Annotated in this window: 15 protein-coding genes; 9 read left to right on the top strand and 6 right to left on the bottom strand. The window is 63.3% G+C overall.

All coding sequences use genetic code 11. The annotated features are described in order from the left end of the window. Positions 1 to 30: 30 nt before the first annotated feature. From ACMGT0_RS26400 to ACMGT0_RS26380, 5 genes are all read right to left on the bottom strand, one after another. The gene (locus ACMGT0_RS26400; protein WP_054061706.1) at positions 31 to 660 is read right to left on the bottom strand and encodes a helix-turn-helix transcriptional regulator; all 630 of its coding nucleotides are present in this window, start codon (positions 658 to 660) and stop codon (positions 31 to 33) included. 68 nt (positions 661 to 728) lie between these two features. Next, entirely contained in the window at positions 729 to 1,856 is a 1,128-nt protein-coding gene (locus tag ACMGT0_RS26395; protein ID WP_416770447.1) for an NAD(P)/FAD-dependent oxidoreductase, read from the bottom strand. A gap of 129 nt (positions 1,857 to 1,985) precedes the next feature. Then, positions 1,986 to 2,933, bottom strand: a complete 948-nt coding sequence (locus tag ACMGT0_RS26390; RefSeq protein ID WP_054061704.1) for an ornithine cyclodeaminase family protein — start codon at positions 2,931 to 2,933, stop codon at positions 1,986 to 1,988. A gap of 133 nt (positions 2,934 to 3,066) precedes the next feature. After that, positions 3,067 to 4,527 carry an ATP-dependent RNA helicase RhlB gene (rhlB, locus tag ACMGT0_RS26385; protein WP_054057832.1) on the bottom strand — a complete coding sequence of 487 codons (1,461 nt, stop codon included), beginning with the start codon at positions 4,525 to 4,527 and terminating at the stop codon, positions 3,067 to 3,069. An 81-nt stretch (positions 4,528 to 4,608) separates the two neighbouring features. Beyond that, positions 4,609 to 5,265, bottom strand: coding sequence for an alpha/beta hydrolase (locus tag ACMGT0_RS26380; RefSeq protein WP_054057833.1), 657 nt, complete (start codon positions 5,263 to 5,265; stop codon positions 4,609 to 4,611). A 477-nt stretch (positions 5,266 to 5,742) separates the two neighbouring features. Between ACMGT0_RS26380 and ACMGT0_RS26375 the strand changes: the two genes are divergently transcribed. The 9 genes from ACMGT0_RS26375 to ACMGT0_RS26335 all read left to right on the top strand — a co-directional run bounded on the left by ACMGT0_RS26375 (position 5,743) and on the right by ACMGT0_RS26335 (position 14,022). Then, on the top strand, positions 5,743 to 6,774 hold the full coding sequence (locus tag ACMGT0_RS26375) for an amino acid ABC transporter substrate-binding protein (RefSeq protein ID WP_054061703.1): 1,032 nt from the start codon (positions 5,743 to 5,745) through the stop codon (positions 6,772 to 6,774). A gap of 67 nt (positions 6,775 to 6,841) precedes the next feature. Then, positions 6,842 to 8,023 (top strand): amino acid ABC transporter permease, encoded by a 1,182-nt coding sequence (locus ACMGT0_RS26370; protein ID WP_054057834.1) that lies wholly within the window; start codon positions 6,842 to 6,844, stop codon positions 8,021 to 8,023. A gap of 10 nt (positions 8,024 to 8,033) precedes the next feature. Further along, positions 8,034 to 9,128 carry an amino acid ABC transporter permease gene (locus ACMGT0_RS26365; RefSeq protein WP_054057835.1) on the top strand — a complete coding sequence of 365 codons (1,095 nt, stop codon included), beginning with the start codon at positions 8,034 to 8,036 and terminating at the stop codon, positions 9,126 to 9,128. A 10-nt stretch (positions 9,129 to 9,138) separates the two neighbouring features. Beyond that, positions 9,139 to 9,903 (top strand): amino acid ABC transporter ATP-binding protein, encoded by a 765-nt coding sequence (locus ACMGT0_RS26360; protein WP_054057836.1) that lies wholly within the window; start codon positions 9,139 to 9,141, stop codon positions 9,901 to 9,903. 145 nt (positions 9,904 to 10,048) lie between these two features. After that, entirely contained in the window at positions 10,049 to 10,708 is a 660-nt protein-coding gene (locus tag ACMGT0_RS26355; protein ID WP_054057837.1) for a FadR/GntR family transcriptional regulator, read from the top strand. Continuing rightward, positions 10,698 to 12,011 carry a CynX/NimT family MFS transporter gene (locus tag ACMGT0_RS26350; protein ID WP_416770443.1) on the top strand — a complete coding sequence of 438 codons (1,314 nt, stop codon included), beginning with the start codon at positions 10,698 to 10,700 and terminating at the stop codon, positions 12,009 to 12,011. The genes ACMGT0_RS26355 and ACMGT0_RS26350 overlap by 11 nt, the downstream gene beginning before the upstream one ends. Before the next feature lie 102 nt (positions 12,012 to 12,113). Continuing rightward, positions 12,114 to 12,584, top strand: coding sequence for a nuclear transport factor 2 family protein (locus tag ACMGT0_RS26345; protein WP_416770441.1), 471 nt, complete (start codon positions 12,114 to 12,116; stop codon positions 12,582 to 12,584). 46 nt (positions 12,585 to 12,630) lie between these two features. Next, complete coding sequence (locus tag ACMGT0_RS26340) at positions 12,631 to 12,960, top strand: GIY-YIG nuclease family protein (protein WP_054061701.1); 330 nt, start codon at positions 12,631 to 12,633, stop codon at positions 12,958 to 12,960. A gap of 126 nt (positions 12,961 to 13,086) precedes the next feature. Next, entirely contained in the window at positions 13,087 to 14,022 is a 936-nt protein-coding gene (locus ACMGT0_RS26335) for a glutathione S-transferase family protein (protein WP_054061700.1), read from the top strand. Positions 14,023 to 14,147: 125 nt separating this feature from the next. Here the strand turns inward: ACMGT0_RS26335 and ACMGT0_RS26330 are convergent, their stop codons facing one another. Further along, positions 14,148 to 14,498, bottom strand: a complete 351-nt coding sequence (locus ACMGT0_RS26330) for a glutaredoxin family protein (protein WP_054057842.1) — start codon at positions 14,496 to 14,498, stop codon at positions 14,148 to 14,150. Positions 14,499 to 14,501 lie beyond the last annotated feature (3 nt).

Here is a 14,501-nt window from a genome sequence, read left to right as displayed (position 1 = left end):
ATGGGGGGCTGTCTGATAGCTCCGGCTGCTTCAGACCTCTGCCTTCAATTCCTTCAGGTGCTTGTAAACGGTCGCCCGGCCCATGTTCAGCACGTTCGCCACATAGTTGGCCGCGCTCTTGCCCTTGAACGCGCCCTCGGCATGGAGGGCCAGCACCAGCTCGCGCTTGTGGTCGCGGGTCAGCAGGTTGAGCCCCAGTTGCCGCTGGCGCAGCCAGTTGTGCAGGAAAGTGTTGATCCGTTCCTGCCAGTCATCACGAAACAGTGCATCCGGTTGCGGCACCAGCTTGCTGGAGGAGAGGAACAGGTCCAGCGCAGCCTTGACGCTTTCAAACAGGGAAATATTCAGATTGATGCACAGCACCGCCAGCGGAGTGCCCTGGCTGTCACGCAGGACGGTGCTGACACTGCGAATCTTCTGGCCATCCCAGTTGAGCTTCTCATAGGGGCCGATATTGCGCTCGCTGACTTGCCCGTCAAGCATGTCCTCCAGGGCTGCATCGTCGCCAATCTCGCGTTTGGAGATATTGTTGGCGATGTAGTCGACCTTTTGTGTGCGCAGGTCGTGCAGCACCACTTCCGCATGGGGAAAGAACAGCGTGGCAATGGCGTCGGCAATGGCTCGGAAATTATCCAGGGCGGGATCCTGTCGGGGTGTCATGGTCTTCTCCAGGCGGCGTCAGCGCCCCGGTAAGGGCGCTGGCAGTGTGCCGTAATCGCCGGCGGTCGTCATCCCAGGCGGGCAGGCGAGAGCATCGCGGCGGTCAGGCCGAAATGTTCGAGGTGGGCCGGCAAGGCCTGGCCACGCACCAGGGCAGCGCTGGCCTGGCCCATGGCGGGAGAGGTCTGGATGCCGTAACCGCCCTGCGCCGCCACCCAGAACAGACCTGTGACCGAAGGGTCGAAACCGGCCACCAGGTTACCGTCGCTGACAAAACTGCGCAGGCCGGCCCAGGTGCGGGTCGGGCGGCGGATGCTCAGGGTGGTGGCTTCCTCGATCTGGTAGATGCCCATGGCAATGTCCAGTTCCTCGGGTTGTACGTCGTGGGGTTCGACCGGGTCGGCGTTGGCCGGCGAGCCCAGGAACATGCCGGCATCCGGTTTCATGTAGAACGATTCGTCCAGGCTCACCAGCATGGGCCAGTGATGGGTTTCCAGGCCTTCGGGCGGTGCGAAGATAAACGCGGTCCGGCGCTTGGGCTGCAGGCCCAGCGCGGCGGCACCGGCCAGATGACCGATATGATCGGCCCAGGCACCGGCAGCGTTGATGATCACCGGGGCGCTGAAGGTCTGTCCGTTGGTCAGAACTTGCCAGCGGCCGTCGGCATCGCGCTCCAGGCCGAGGACTTCGCAGTCGGTGTGGATTTCCCCGCCTTGGCGACGGATGCCGCGCAGGTAGCCCTGGTGCAGGGCATCGGTGTCGATATCGCTGGCGCTGGGGTCATAGAAGGCGCCGTGGACCTTGTCCCGGCGCAGGATCGGCAGGCGTGCGCAGGCCTCGTCGGCGCTGAGCTTCTGTACCTCGGGGACGCTGGCCTTGGCGCTCAGGTACTGCGACTGCAGTTCGTCCGGGTCGCCGTTGAAGTCTACTGTCATCTCGCCACGGGCGGTGAGCAGCGAGTGTTCGGCGAAGCCGGCGGGTGGATGATCGAAAAAGTCCCGGCTGGCGAGGGTGAGCGCGCGGACCTGTGCGGTGCCGTAGGCGGCACTGTAAAGGGCAGCCGAACGGCCGGTGGAATGGTAGGCCGGATGCGACTCGCGCTCGAGCACGATGACCCGGCCGTGTGCGGCGAGCCAGAAACCGGTGGACGCGCCGGCAATGCCGCCGCCGATGATGATGAAATCTGCCTGGCTCATTCAAGGTCTCCTGAAAGGTGAGGTTGGGGGGGCGGGCCTGCCGAAAAAGGGCTGGGCAGTCTTTGCGGCGGGCCGCGTTATCGTTCTTCCCGGGCAGGCCCGCCCCACAGTGCGGGGGACAAGGTGCGATCAGCGGGCGTTGTGCAGATGATAGAGCGCATTGGCCAGCGCGATATCTTCCAGGCCCAGGCCGATGGAGCGGAAAAAGACATGCCGTGCGTACTCCGGGCGCGGGACCTGTCCACTCAGCAATTCGGCCAGGTCGCCACGAATGCTGTCGGCCTCCCAGTCGTGCTTGCAACTGGCAATCAGCATCTCTCCCGCCGAGTCCGGGGTGGTCTTGCGGTAGTCGCAGTAGACCTCCATCGCTTCCAGGGCTTGCGGCGGGATTTCATGGGCGCGCGGCGCATTGGTGCTGATGGAGGTGATCAGGGCCGGTTTGCCCAGTGTGCGCGGATCAATGACCGGGGTCGCGGAGGAGGTGCAAAGCATGATCACATCGGCCTCCTCCAGGGCTGCGTCGAGGTGCGCGACGAGTTCCAGGTGGGGTTCGATCTCCAACAGGCGCCCGCGGGTTTCGGCACCGAGGTTGGGCGAATACAAGCGTATGCTCCGCCATTCACGCAGGTTCCTGGCATAACGCAGGTGTGCCTGGGCCACCGGGCCACTGCCGACGATCGCCAGGCGGCTGGCGCTCGGCGCAGCCAGGGCGTCCACGGCCACTGCGGTGGTCGCCGCGGTACGGGCAGTCGTCAGCTCGCCGGCGTCGCAAAGCAACAGCGGCTGGCCGCTGTCCATGGACATCAGCAGGGTCCAGGCGGTGACCAGCGGACCCTGCTCGCGCACGATATAGGGCGAGGTCTTGATGCCGTAGACACGCTCCTCGGCCAGCACTCCCAGGTAGTTGATGAAATCACCGTCCCCTTGTGGAAAACCGACCTGTTGCTGGGCCGGTTGCACCGCCTTTGCGGCTGCGAGATCACGGAACAGTCTGCGCATGATCTGCGGTACGTCGAGTTGCTGCAGTAACTGATGCGCCTGCGGCTGTGCAATCACGTAAGGGGTGGGGCTGGGCATGCGTGGGGTTCCCTTGGATTTTATTGAACTGTTTTGTCTATTATGGACTTTTAGTTCAATTCAGCAATCCGCAGGCGAAAAAAAACGCCGACTGCGAACAGGCGGCGTTCTTGCGTGGCGCTTGGGGTGTGCGTCAAGGACGCTGACGCACCACCGGTCGCAGCAAGTGCGTCGGCGGCATCTCGCAACTGATCTTGCGCCCCAGCAGTTCCTCGATCGACGGCAACTGGTAGGAGTCGTCCTCGCCGGCGAAGCTGATGGACACGCCATCGGCCCCGGCACGACCGGTACGCCCGATACGGTGTACATAGTCATCCGGCACTTCCGGCAGGGTGAAGTTGATCACGTGGCTGATGCCGTCGATATGGATCCCGCGCCCGGCGACATCGGTGGCCACCAGTACGCGGATCTTGCCTTCGCGGAAACCTTCCAGGGTCTTGATGCGCTTGTGCTGCGGCACGTCGCCGGACAGTTGGGCGGCGTTCACGCCGTCACGCACCAGGCGTTCCTCGATACGCCGCACCTCGTCCTTGCGGTTGGCGAAGACCATCACCCGTTCCCAGCCGTTGTCGTTGACCAGGTTGTACAGCAGCTTGTACTTGTCGGCCGAGGCCACCGCATAGATGTGCTGCTCGACGTTCTGGTTGGCGACGTTCTGCGATTCGATCTCGACGATCGCCGGGTCGGTGGTCCATTGCCGGGCAAGGTTCATCACGTCGTCGGTGAAGGTCGCGGAGAACAGCAGGGTCTGGCGTTCGCTTTTCGGCGGGGTCTGGCGAATGATCTGGCGAACCTGCGGGATGAAGCCCATGTCGAGCATGCGGTCGGCTTCGTCCAGCACCATCACCTCGACCATGTCCAGGTGCACCTCGCCGCGCTGGTTGAAGTCCAGCAGGCGGCCCGGGGTGGCGACGAGAATGTCGCAATGACGGGCTTCGAGCTGCTTGAGCTGCTTGTCGAAATCCATGCCGCCGACGAACTGCATGACGTTCAGGCCGGTGTACTTGGTCAGGTCGGCGGCGTCCTTGGCGATCTGCACCACCAGTTCACGGGTCGGCGCGATGATCAGTGCCCGCGGCTCGCCCATGTAGCGCTCGGCCGGAGGTGGTGTCTGCAGCAACTGGGTGATGGTCGAGATCAGGAAGGCGGCGGTCTTGCCGGTGCCGGTCTGGGCGCGGCCGATCGCATCCTTGCCGGCCAGGGTGTAGCCCAGCACCTGCGCCTGGATAGGCGTGCAGTAGGGGAAGCCCAGGTCGTGGATGGCGTGCATCAGTTCCGGTGCCAGCCTGAAGTCGTGGAAGCGGGTCTTGCCTTCCTGGGGTTCGACGACGAAGTCCTCCAGCTTCCACGGTGCCGGTTTTGGCTTCGGCGCCCGCTCGCGGCGTGGCTGGGCGGCCTTGGGCTTCCCGGCGCTGGGCTGGCCGGAGGGCTGTGGGGCGGCGGTCGGCTGGGCTTTCGGTTTGGCCGCGGGCTCGGCACGTTCCGACGACTGGCCGGTCAGGCGGCTTTCTGGTGGGGGAGTCGGAGTGCCGGTACCTGGTGCGAGCTGCTCAGTCTCGCCTTTACCGAATATTTTTTTGAGTGCTTTGAGCACGGTCGTCTCATCAATTGGTTAAGGAATGTACGCCGGCCAGTGTAATGCAAGAATCGGGCGCGGCGTAGTGCGTTACGGCGATCAGCGCAAACGAGCGGCCAGCCAGGTGCCGATGTCGTTGATTTCCTCCGGTAACACTTCGTGGCCCATTGGGTATTCCTGCCATGTCGCGGTGACATCATTGCGCTTCAGGTGCTCGTAGGCGGTGCGACCCATGGCGTTCTGCACCACTTCGTCGTAATGGCCATGCAGGCAATACACCGGAATCCGTTGCTGGCTGGCCGAAAGCTGCAATTCGTCACTGAAGGTCGGGGCGTAGGTCGACAGGGCCAGCACGCCACCGAGGGCGCCCTGCCACCTCAGGAAAGCGGTGTGCAGCACCACCGCGCCGCCCTGGGAGAAGCCGGCGAGGAAGATTCGCGTCGGGTCGATACCTTCGGCCCGCTGGGCCTCGATCAGTGCGATCACGCTGTCTGCCGAGGCCTCGAGCTCTTCGTGGCTGATGGAGCGCGCCGGGCTCATGGCCAGGATGTCATACCAGCTGGGCATGGCGTAGCCGCCGTTGATCGTGACGGCGCGGGTTGGAGCCTGGGGTAGCACGAACCGGGTGCTCGGCAGGCGCTCCTGCAGGGCCTCGGCCACGGGCAGGAAGTCGTAGCGATCGGCGCCCAGGCCGTGAAGCCAGATGACACAGGCATCGGCGGGTTTGGCCGGGTGGATGATCAGGGGATCGGTCATATCTGCTCCATTTGCTCCATTAATGTGCGTGCGCTCCGATTGGGTGCGTGATTGCAGTGCACAGCTGGCGTATCTGTTAAGAAGATGTCGCAACTTTGAAAGTTTTCTTGTTGACCTCTGGCTGAATCGCTTTACCCATCACTGTGGTACGGGCTTTGCTATGGGAGATTCGAGTGTGTGCTTTCCCCCGCTGGCGGTAACACTAACAGGCTAGCGTCAGCAGTGGGATAGCACGAATCCGGCTAACGGATTCGGATTGATGTTCGCCACCGGCCGGGAAGGCTCCGCGAACACAGGGCGCAAGCCGTTCGGCCGATTGGCGGGCAATGAGTGCACCCCGGGGATGTCCCCCAACTAGACTCATGGCTCAAAGTCTTTGTCGCTGACCCAAAAATAAGCCAACCCGGGTCAACTAACGCCTCATAAGGGTGCGACAAGGCTCTAGCTCCGACACAACAAGAGCAACTGGAGGTTTGAATGAAGATGTTGAAATCCACCCTGGCAGTCGTGACTGCTGCTGTCGTCCTGGGTGTCAGCGGTTTTGCACAAGCGGGTGCCACCCTCGATGCCGTTCAGAAGAAGGGTTTTATCCAGTGCGGTGTGAGTGATGGTCTGCCAGGTTTCTCGGTACCTGACGCCAGCGGCAAGATCATCGGTATCGACGCCGACGTCTGCCGCGCCGTTGCCGCTGCCGTGTTCGGCGATGCGACCAAGGTCAAGTTCAGCCAGTTGAATGCCAAGGAGCGTTTCACCGCCCTGCAGTCCGGCGAGATCGACATCCTTTCGCGTAACACCACCATGACCAGTTCCCGTGACGCGGGCATGGGCCTGAAATTCCCCGGCTTCATCACCTACTACGACGGCGTGGGCTTCCTGGCCAACAACAAGCTGGGCGTGAAGAGTGCCAAGGAACTGGATGGCGCGACCATCTGCATTCAAGCCGGTACCACCACCGAACTGAACGTGTCCGACTACTTCCGTGCCAATGGCCTGAAGTACACCCCGATCACCTTTGACACCTCCGACGAAAGCGCCAAGTCGCTGGAATCCGGTCGTTGCGACGTACTGACTTCGGACAAGTCCCAACTGTTCGCCCAGCGCAGCAAGCTGGCTTCGCCGAAGGACTACGTGGTTCTGCCGGAAACCATTTCCAAGGAGCCTCTGGGCCCGGTCGTGCGTAACGGCGACGACGAGTGGCTGGCCATCGTGCGCTGGGTCGGCTACGCGCTGCTCAACTCCGAGGAAGCCGGTATCACCTCGAAAAACGTCGAGGCTGAAGCCAAGTCGACCAAGAACCCTGACGTAGCCCGCCTGCTGGGCGCCGACGGTGAATATGGCAAGGACCTCAAGCTGCGCAAGGACTGGGTTGTGCAGATCGTCAAGCAGGTCGGTAACTACGGCGAGATCTTCGAGAAGAACCTCGGCAAGAGCACTCCGCTGGAAATCGATCGTGGCCTGAACGCCCTGTGGAACAACGGCGGTATTCAATACGCACCTCCTGTGCGCTGATTGATCTGTCGCCCGGCGGGCCAACCGCCGGGCGATCTTCCCTGTTCCGTTTTTTCTGGGGCACTTCATGCAAAATCAAGTCGGCGCACCAAAGCAGAGGCTCAGCCTCAGCGATCCGCGAGTGCGTGCGTGGTTATTCCAGATCATCACGGTTGTCGCGGTGATCGCCTTGGGCTGGTACCTGTTCCACAACACCCAGACCAACCTGCAACACCGGGGCATCACCTCGGGCTTCGGTTTCCTCGAGCGCAGTGCCGGTTTCGGTATCGCTCAGCACCTGATCGACTACACCGAATCCGACAGCTATGCGCGTGTATTCGTCATCGGTCTGCTCAACACCCTGCTGGTGACCTTTATCGGTGTGATCCTGGCGACGATCCTGGGCTTCATCATCGGCGTCGCGCGGCTGTCGTCGAACTGGATCATCAACAAGCTGGCGACCATCTATGTCGAGGTGTTCCGCAACATCCCGCCATTGCTGCAGATCCTGTTCTGGTACTTCGCGGTGTTCCTGACCATGCCGGGGCCGCGCAACAGCCATAACATCGCCGATACGTTCTTCGTCAGCAGCCGGGGCCTGAACATGCCGGCGGCCATCGCCGCGCCAGGCTTCTGGCCGTTCGTGGTCAGCCTGGTACTGGCCATCGTCGCGATCGTCTTCATGACCCGCTGGGCCAACCGGCGCTTTGAAGAAACCGGCGAGCCGTTCCACAAGTTCTGGGCCGGGCTGGGGTTGTTCATCGTTATCCCGCTGCTCTGCACGCTGGTCTTCGGCGCGCCGGTGCACTGGGAAATGCCCAAGCTGCAAGGCTTCAACTTCGTTGGCGGCTGGGTATTGATCCCTGAACTGCTGGCGCTGACCCTGGCCCTGACGGTGTACACCGCGGCGTTCATCGCCGAAATCGTCCGTTCGGGTATCCGTTCGGTCAGCCATGGCCAGACCGAGGCGGCGCGCTCCCTGGGGCTGCGCAACGGTCCGACCCTGCGCAAGGTGATCATCCCCCAGGCCCTGCGCGTGATCATTCCACCGCTGACCAGCCAATACCTGAACCTGGCGAAGAACTCGTCCCTGGCGGCCGGTATCGGTTATCCGGAAATGGTTTCGCTGTTTGCCGGTACGGTGCTCAACCAGACCGGGCAGGCCATCGAAGTCATTGCCATCACCATGAGCGTGTACCTGGCGATCAGTATCAGCATTTCCCTGCTGATGAACTGGTACAACAAGCGCATCGCGCTGATCGAGCGGTGAGGAAAGGCCCATGAGTTCCCATACCTTCAAACCTGACATGCCCCCACCGAGCAGCAGCATCGGCGTGGTCGCATGGATTCGGGCCAACATGTTCTCCAGCTGGATCAACACGCTGCTGACCCTGTTCGCCTTCTATCTGATCTATCTGGTGGTGCCGCCGATCCTGCATTGGGCGATCCTGGATGCCAACTGGGTCGGCACCACCCGTGCCGACTGCACCAAGAGCGGTGCCTGCTGGGTGTTCATCCAGCAGCGTTTTGGCCAGTTCATGTACGGCTACTACCCGCAGGAACTGCGCTGGCGCATCGATTCGACGGTGTGGCTGGCGATCATCGGTGCGGCGCCGCTGTTCATCTCGCGCTTCCCGCGCAAGGCGATCTACGGCCTGTGCTTCCTGGTGGTGTTCCCGATCGTCGCCTTCATCCTGCTGCACGGCGGCTTCGGCCTGGAAACCGTGGCGACCAGCCAGTGGGGCGGCCTGATGCTGACTCTGGTGATCGCTACCGTCGGTATCGCCGGCGCCCTGCCGCTGGGCATCCTGCTGGCGCTGGGACGACGTTCCAATCTGCCGGCGATCCGTGTGGTCTGCGTGACCTTCATCGAGTTCTGGCGCGGCGTGCCGCTGATCACCGTGCTGTTCATGTCCTCGGTGATGCTGCCGTTGTTCCTGCCCGAGGGCATGAACTTCGACAAGCTGTTGCGGGCACTGATCGGGGTGATCATGTTCCAGTCGGCGTATGTCGCCGAAGTGGTGCGTGGCGGCCTGCAGGCCATTCCGAAAGGGCAGTACGAAGCCGCGGCCGCGATGGGCCTGGGCTACTGGCGCGCCATGGGCCTGGTGATTCTGCCGCAGGCCCTGAAGCTGGTGATCCCCGGCATCGTCAACACGCTGATCGCATTGTTCAAGGATACGAGCCTGGTGATCATCATCGGTCTGTTCGACCTGCTCAACAGCGTCAAGCAGGCCGCCGCCGACCCGAAATGGCTCGGCATGGCTACCGAGGGCTACGTGTTCGCCGCCCTGGTGTTCTGGATTTTCTGTTTTGGTATGTCCCGCTACTCCATGCATCTGGAGCGCAAGCTGGACACAGGCCACAAGCGTTAGGAGTCAAGTGATGAGCGAAGCGATCAAACAGCCTGTGGGTCCTGAAGGCATTATTCAGATGCAGGGCGTGAACAAGTGGTACGGGCAGTTCCACGTACTGAAGGACATCAACCTGAACGTGCGGCAGGGCGAGCGTATCGTGCTCTGCGGTCCGTCCGGCTCGGGCAAGTCCACCACCATCCGCTGCCTCAACCGCCTGGAAGAGCACCAGCAGGGCCGCATCGTGGTCGATGGCGTGGAACTGACCAACGACCTCAAGCAGATCGAGGCGATCCGCCGTGAAGTCGGCATGGTGTTCCAGCACTTCAACCTGTTCCCGCACCTGACCATTCTGCAGAACTGCACCCTGGCGCCGATGTGGGTTCGCAAGATGCCCAAGCGCAAGGCGGAAGAAATCGCCATGCACTACCTGGAGCGCGTGCGTATCCCGGACCAGGCGCACAAGTTCCCCGGGCAGCTCTCCGGCGGCCAGCAACAGCGTGTGGCGATTGCCCGTGCACTGTGCATGAAACCGAAGATCATGCTGTTCGACGAGCCGACCTCGGCCCTCGACCCGGAAATGGTGAAGGAGGTTCTGGACACCATGATCGGCTTGGCCGAAGACGGCATGACCATGCTCTGCGTGACCCACGAAATGGGCTTTGCCCGTACCGTGGCCAACCGCGTGATCTTCATGGACAAGGGCGAGATCGTCGAACAGGCGGCCCCGAACGACTTCTTCGACAACCCGCAGAACGATCGGACCAAGACGTTCCTCAGCCAGATCCTGCATTGATCGACTGGCGTTGAATGAAGAACCCGGACCTGGTCCGGGTTTTTTTATGGGGCGGCATCGACTGTCGCCTGCGGCTTGAGCGCCCGCCGGTTTCTGGGATAGGCTAGTGAAAATTCATCCTATGATTGGATGTCAAGGCGAGACCATGTCCCCAAGCATTCCCCTGATCAGGCGCTCCCTGGTCGACCAGGCCCTGGAGCAATTGCGCGAACGCATCACCCGCGGCACCTGGGTGGTGGGCGAACGCCTGCCGACCGAGCCGGAGTTGGCGGCCGAGCTGGGCATCAGCCGCAACACCATGCGCGAGGCCATGCGTGTGCTGGCGTTTTCCGGGTTGATCGAGATTCGCCAGGGCGACGGCAGTTATGTGCGGGCCACCACCGATCCGCTGGCGACCATGCAGGCGTTGTCGCGCTGTTCCCTGGACCAGGCGCGCGAGACGCGGCACAGTTTTGAAGTCGAGGCCATTGGTCTGGCGGCCCTGCGTCGTACCGATGAGGACCTCAAGGGGTTGCGTGAAGCCCTGGATGCCAGCAGCCACCACTACCATGGTGATCTCGACTGCTTCATCTCCTGCGACCTGGTCTTTCACCAGCGGCTGATCGACGCCGCGCACAACCCCATGCTCAGCGAGCTGTATCGCTACTTCTCCAGCGTGATCGCCAGCGCCTTGCGCCAGACCCTCGACATCACGCCCCGCCGCCAGTCGGTGTTCGATCTGCATGTCGCGCTGCTCGAGGCAGTCGAGCAGCGCGATCCCGAACGCGCCAAGGCCCTGTGCAGGACCCTGATCAATGAACCTTGAATCCGAGACCATCATGCCCCGTTCCATTTCCGAGGCCGGCGCCTCGACGCAGCCGCGCCGAGGCGAACTCGATCCGCTGCTGATCGATGCCGAAGCCGATGACGCCATCGTCCAGCAGGCTCACCCGGTACTGCGCCGTCCCTGGCTGTTGCTGCTGGGGCTGGTGCTGGTGGCGCTGAACCTGCGCCCGGCGCTGTCGAGCATGGCACCGATGCTCAGCGAAGTGTCCCGCAGCCTCGGCTTGTCGGCGGCCAAGGCCGGCCTGCTGACGACCCTGCCGGTACTCTGCCTGGGCCTGTTCGCGCCCCTGGCGCCGGTGCTGGCCCGGCGTTTCGGCAGCGAGCGGGTGGTTCTGGGGATTCTCCTGACCCTGGCCGGCGGCATGCTCCTGCGCAGTTCCCTGGGCGAGTTCGGCCTGTTTGCCGGCAGTATCCTGGCTGGCGCGAGCATTGGTGTGATCGGCGTCCTGCTGCCGGGGATCGTCAAGCGTGACTTTGCCAGGCATGCCGGGACCATGACCGGGGTCTACACCATGGCCCTGTGCCTGGGGGCGGCCATGGCGGCGGGCTCGACCGTGCCACTGAGTCAGCACTTCGGTAACAGCTGGTCGCTGGGGTTGGGCTTCTGGGTGGTGCCGGCCCTGGTGGCGGCCGTGGTATGGCTGCCGCAGGTCGGCAGCCGGCAGGGGGCGCACCAGGCGGCCTATCGTGTGCGTGGCCTGTTGCGTGATCCGCTGGCCTGGCAGGTGACCCTGTACATGGGCCTGCAATCGTCGCTGGCCTACATCGTGTTCGGTTGGCTGCCTTCGGTGCTGATCGGCCGTGGCCTGACGCCAACCCAGGCGGGGATCGTGCTCTCCGGTTCGATCCTGGTCCAGCTGGCCAGTTCCCTGGCGGCGCCCTGGCTGGCGACCCGTGGCAAGGACCAGCGACTGGCGATCCTGGTGGTCATGCTGCTGACCCTGGGTGGCCTGTTCGGTTGCCTGTACGCGCCCCTCGACGGCCTGTGGGGTTGGGCGATCGTGCTGGGGCTTGGGCAGGGGGGGACCTTCAGCCTGGCACTGACCCTGATCGTCCTGCGTTCGCGCGATGCCCATGTGGCGGCGAACCTGTCGAGCATGGCCCAGGGCATCGGCTACACCCTGGCGTCGATGGGCCCGTTCGCGGTGGGCCTGGTGCATGACCTCACCGGCGGCTGGCAGGCGCTGGGCTGGATTTTCGCGGTGGTCGGCCTGGGTGCGATCGCTGCCGGGCTCGGGGCCGGGCGGGCGCTGTACGTGCAGGTCAACAGCGAAAAACTCTGAATGGCCCCGTACTCCCGGTATTCGAATGGCGAATGCCGATAGTCAGCGGCGCATTTGCGGACTATCGTGCAGGCGATCCTTTTACCTGCACGGAGCCCGTACATGAGTGATACCCACAGCGCGTTGATTACCGAGTTCTACAAGGCCTTCCAGCGGCTGGATGCCGAGGCGATGAGCGCCTGCTACACCGAGGATGTGCTGTTCAGCGACCCGGCCTTCGGTGAGTTGCGCGGTCGTGATGCCGGCGACATGTGGCGCATGCTCACCACCCGGGCCAAGGACTTTTCCCTGACCTTCGACAATGTCCGTGCCGACGAGCGCAGCGGTGGTGCCCATTGGGTGGCGACCTACCTGTTCAGCCAGACCGGCAACGTCGTGGTCAACGATATCCAGGCCCGCTTCGTGTTCCGCGACGGCAAGATCTGCGAGCATCACGACAGTTTTGACCTGTGGCGCTGGGCCCGCCAGGCATTGGGGGCCAAGGGCTTGATCCTGGGCTGGACGCCGCTGGTGAAAAATGCCGTGCGTGGCCAGGCGCTCAAGGGACTCAAGGCATTCCAGGCAGGCCGCTGAGGTCTGTTAAGATCGTTTCCCCGTTTCCGCTCAAGCCGCCTGCCACGTGAACACCAGCCCGGAACCCGTAGTCATCGCCGAGACCGTCGTGCCGGCGACCAAATCCTGGTTCGTCTATCTGGTGCGGGCGGCCAACGGTTCGTTGTACTGCGGTATCAGCGACGACCCGCAGCGGCGTTTCGCCTCGCACCAGAGCGGCAAGGGCGCGCGCTTCTTTCACTCGAGCCCCGCGGTGGCGCTGGTCTACGTCGAAGCGTGCCGTGACAAGGGCGATGCCCTGCGTCAGGAGCGCCTGATCAAGAAACTGCGCAAGAGCGCCAAGGAGGCGTTGGCGGCGAGCTTTTGCCTGGAAGCCTTTTCGGTCGGGCGAAAATGACCCGCGCTCCCTGGCCGTACCGTCGGCCATTAGTGCCTTCGATAGGGCGATATCAGCCAGGTCGGGTAGGCTGGCGCCGATTTGCAGGCTAAGCTGCGGACTCCTACTCGTACGGCGGATCCCGGCATGTCTGAGCTGATTCTTCACCACTATCCAACGTCCCCCTTTGCCGAAAAGGCTCGGCTGCTGCTGGGTTTCAAGGGGCTGTCCTGGCGCTCGGTGAACATCCCGCCGATGATGCCCAAGCCTGACCTGACGGCCCTGACCGGTGGCTATCGCAAGACTCCGGTGCTGCAGGTGGGCGCGGATATCTACTGCGATACCGCGCTGATCGCCCGTCGCCTGGAGCAGGAAAAGGCTTCGCCGGCATTGTTCCCCGAAGGCCGGGAGATGGTGGCCACGACGTTTGCCGCCTGGGCCGATTCGGTGGCCTTCCGGCATGCCGTGGCTCTGGTGTTCCAGCCGGAATCGGCGGCGGTGCGTTTCGCCCGGTTCTCCCCGGAACAGGCCAAGGCCTTCATGGCTGACCGTGCCGGGTTGTTCAGCGGTGGGTCGGCCACCCGGGTTCCGCTGGAGGAAGCCAGGCATTCATGGCCGGCCTTCATGGCCCGACTGGAACAGCAACTGCAGCGTGAGGAAGGTGACTTCCTGTTCGGCGAGCCATCCATCGCCGATTTCTCGATGGCGCATATCCTGTGGTTCCTCAAGGCTACGCCGGTCACTTCGCCGCTGGTGGATGAGTACCCTGCAGTGCTGGCCTGGTTCGAGCGGGTGATGGGCTTCGGGCACGGTGCCTCGAACGTGATGACGGCCGAGGAGGCGGTACAGGTGGCACGGGAAGCTGTGCCGGCAGAGCTGCCCGAGGAACCTTTCGTCGATCCGAACGGCTTCACCGCGGGGCAGCAGGTGGTGATTGCCGCCACGGACTACGGCGTCGACCCGGTGGCCGGCGAGCTGCTGTTTGCCGGCAGCGAGGAACTGATCCTGCGGCGTGAGGATGAGCGGGCGGGGGTGGTGCATGTGCACTTCCCGCGGCTGGGGTTCCGTATCGAGCCGCGTTGAGCGGCGTGGGCCCCGCGTGCAGCAGCATTCTGTAGGAGCCGGCGGTGCGGCGTCCGACTTGCCCGCGAACAGGCCCGTGCGGCCGCTGAAAGCTTCGCGGGCAAGCCCGCTCCTACAGGGCGGAGTCACTTGAGGGCAGCGAGGATGTCGTCTGGTCGATAACCGCGAATCAGCGTGCCGTTGACGTCGAGTATCGGAATCCCGCCGCCGCCCAGGGCCTGGTAGGCCTTGCGCGCCTGCGCGTCCTTTTCGATATCGAATTCCTTGAACGGAATGTCCTTCTGGTCAAGAAAGCGCCGGGTCGCCTGGCAGTAGCCACACCATTCGGTGGCGTAGAGCACCACCCGGGCCTGGCTGCGGGTCTGCTCGGACACCACCGATTCGGGGTGGAACACCCGCTCGATCCTGCCCCAGTTCTGGTAGACCACGACCACCAGCAGGATCAGCAGGAACTTCTTCAGCACGCCAGCGAGCATCGA

This window comes from Pseudomonas sp. RHF3.3-3, assembly GCF_048069595.1.
In the GTDB taxonomy this organism is placed as follows: domain Bacteria; phylum Pseudomonadota; class Gammaproteobacteria; order Pseudomonadales; family Pseudomonadaceae; genus Aquipseudomonas; species Aquipseudomonas fuscovaginae_B.
Note: the sequence above shows the minus strand (reverse complement) of the source record. Positions and strands in the feature narration are given on the sequence as shown.

Bases quoted from the DNA above. Each gene is read 5' to 3' on its own strand.
- ACMGT0_RS26335 (WP_054061700.1), top strand. From the start codon at position 13,087: ATGTCTGAGCTGATTCTTCACCACTATCCAACGTCCCCCTTTGCCGAA.
- ACMGT0_RS26360 (WP_054057836.1), top strand. From the start codon at position 9,139: ATGAGCGAAGCGATCAAACAGCCTGTGGGTCCTGAAGGCATTATTCAG.
- ACMGT0_RS26390 (WP_054061704.1), bottom strand. From the start codon at position 2,933: ATGCCCAGCCCCACCCCTTACGTGATTGCACAGCCGCAGGCGCATCAG.
- ACMGT0_RS26345 (WP_416770441.1), top strand. From the start codon at position 12,114: ATGAGTGATACCCACAGCGCGTTGATTACCGAGTTCTACAAGGCCTTC.
- ACMGT0_RS26330 (WP_054057842.1), bottom strand. From the start codon at position 14,498: ATGCTCGCTGGCGTGCTGAAGAAGTTCCTGCTGATCCTGCTGGTGGTC.
- ACMGT0_RS26395 (WP_416770447.1), bottom strand. From the start codon at position 1,856: ATGAGCCAGGCAGATTTCATCATCATCGGCGGCGGCATTGCCGGCGCG.
- ACMGT0_RS26380 (WP_054057833.1), bottom strand. From the start codon at position 5,265: ATGACCGATCCCCTGATCATCCACCCGGCCAAACCCGCCGATGCCTGT.
- ACMGT0_RS26375 (WP_054061703.1), top strand. From the start codon at position 5,743: ATGAAGATGTTGAAATCCACCCTGGCAGTCGTGACTGCTGCTGTCGTC.
- ACMGT0_RS26370 (WP_054057834.1), top strand. From the start codon at position 6,842: ATGCAAAATCAAGTCGGCGCACCAAAGCAGAGGCTCAGCCTCAGCGAT.
- ACMGT0_RS26355 (WP_054057837.1), top strand. From the start codon at position 10,049: ATGTCCCCAAGCATTCCCCTGATCAGGCGCTCCCTGGTCGACCAGGCC.
- ACMGT0_RS26400 (WP_054061706.1), bottom strand. From the start codon at position 660: ATGACACCCCGACAGGATCCCGCCCTGGATAATTTCCGAGCCATTGCC.
- ACMGT0_RS26365 (WP_054057835.1), top strand. From the start codon at position 8,034: ATGAGTTCCCATACCTTCAAACCTGACATGCCCCCACCGAGCAGCAGC.
- ACMGT0_RS26350 (WP_416770443.1), top strand. From the start codon at position 10,698: ATGAACCTTGAATCCGAGACCATCATGCCCCGTTCCATTTCCGAGGCC.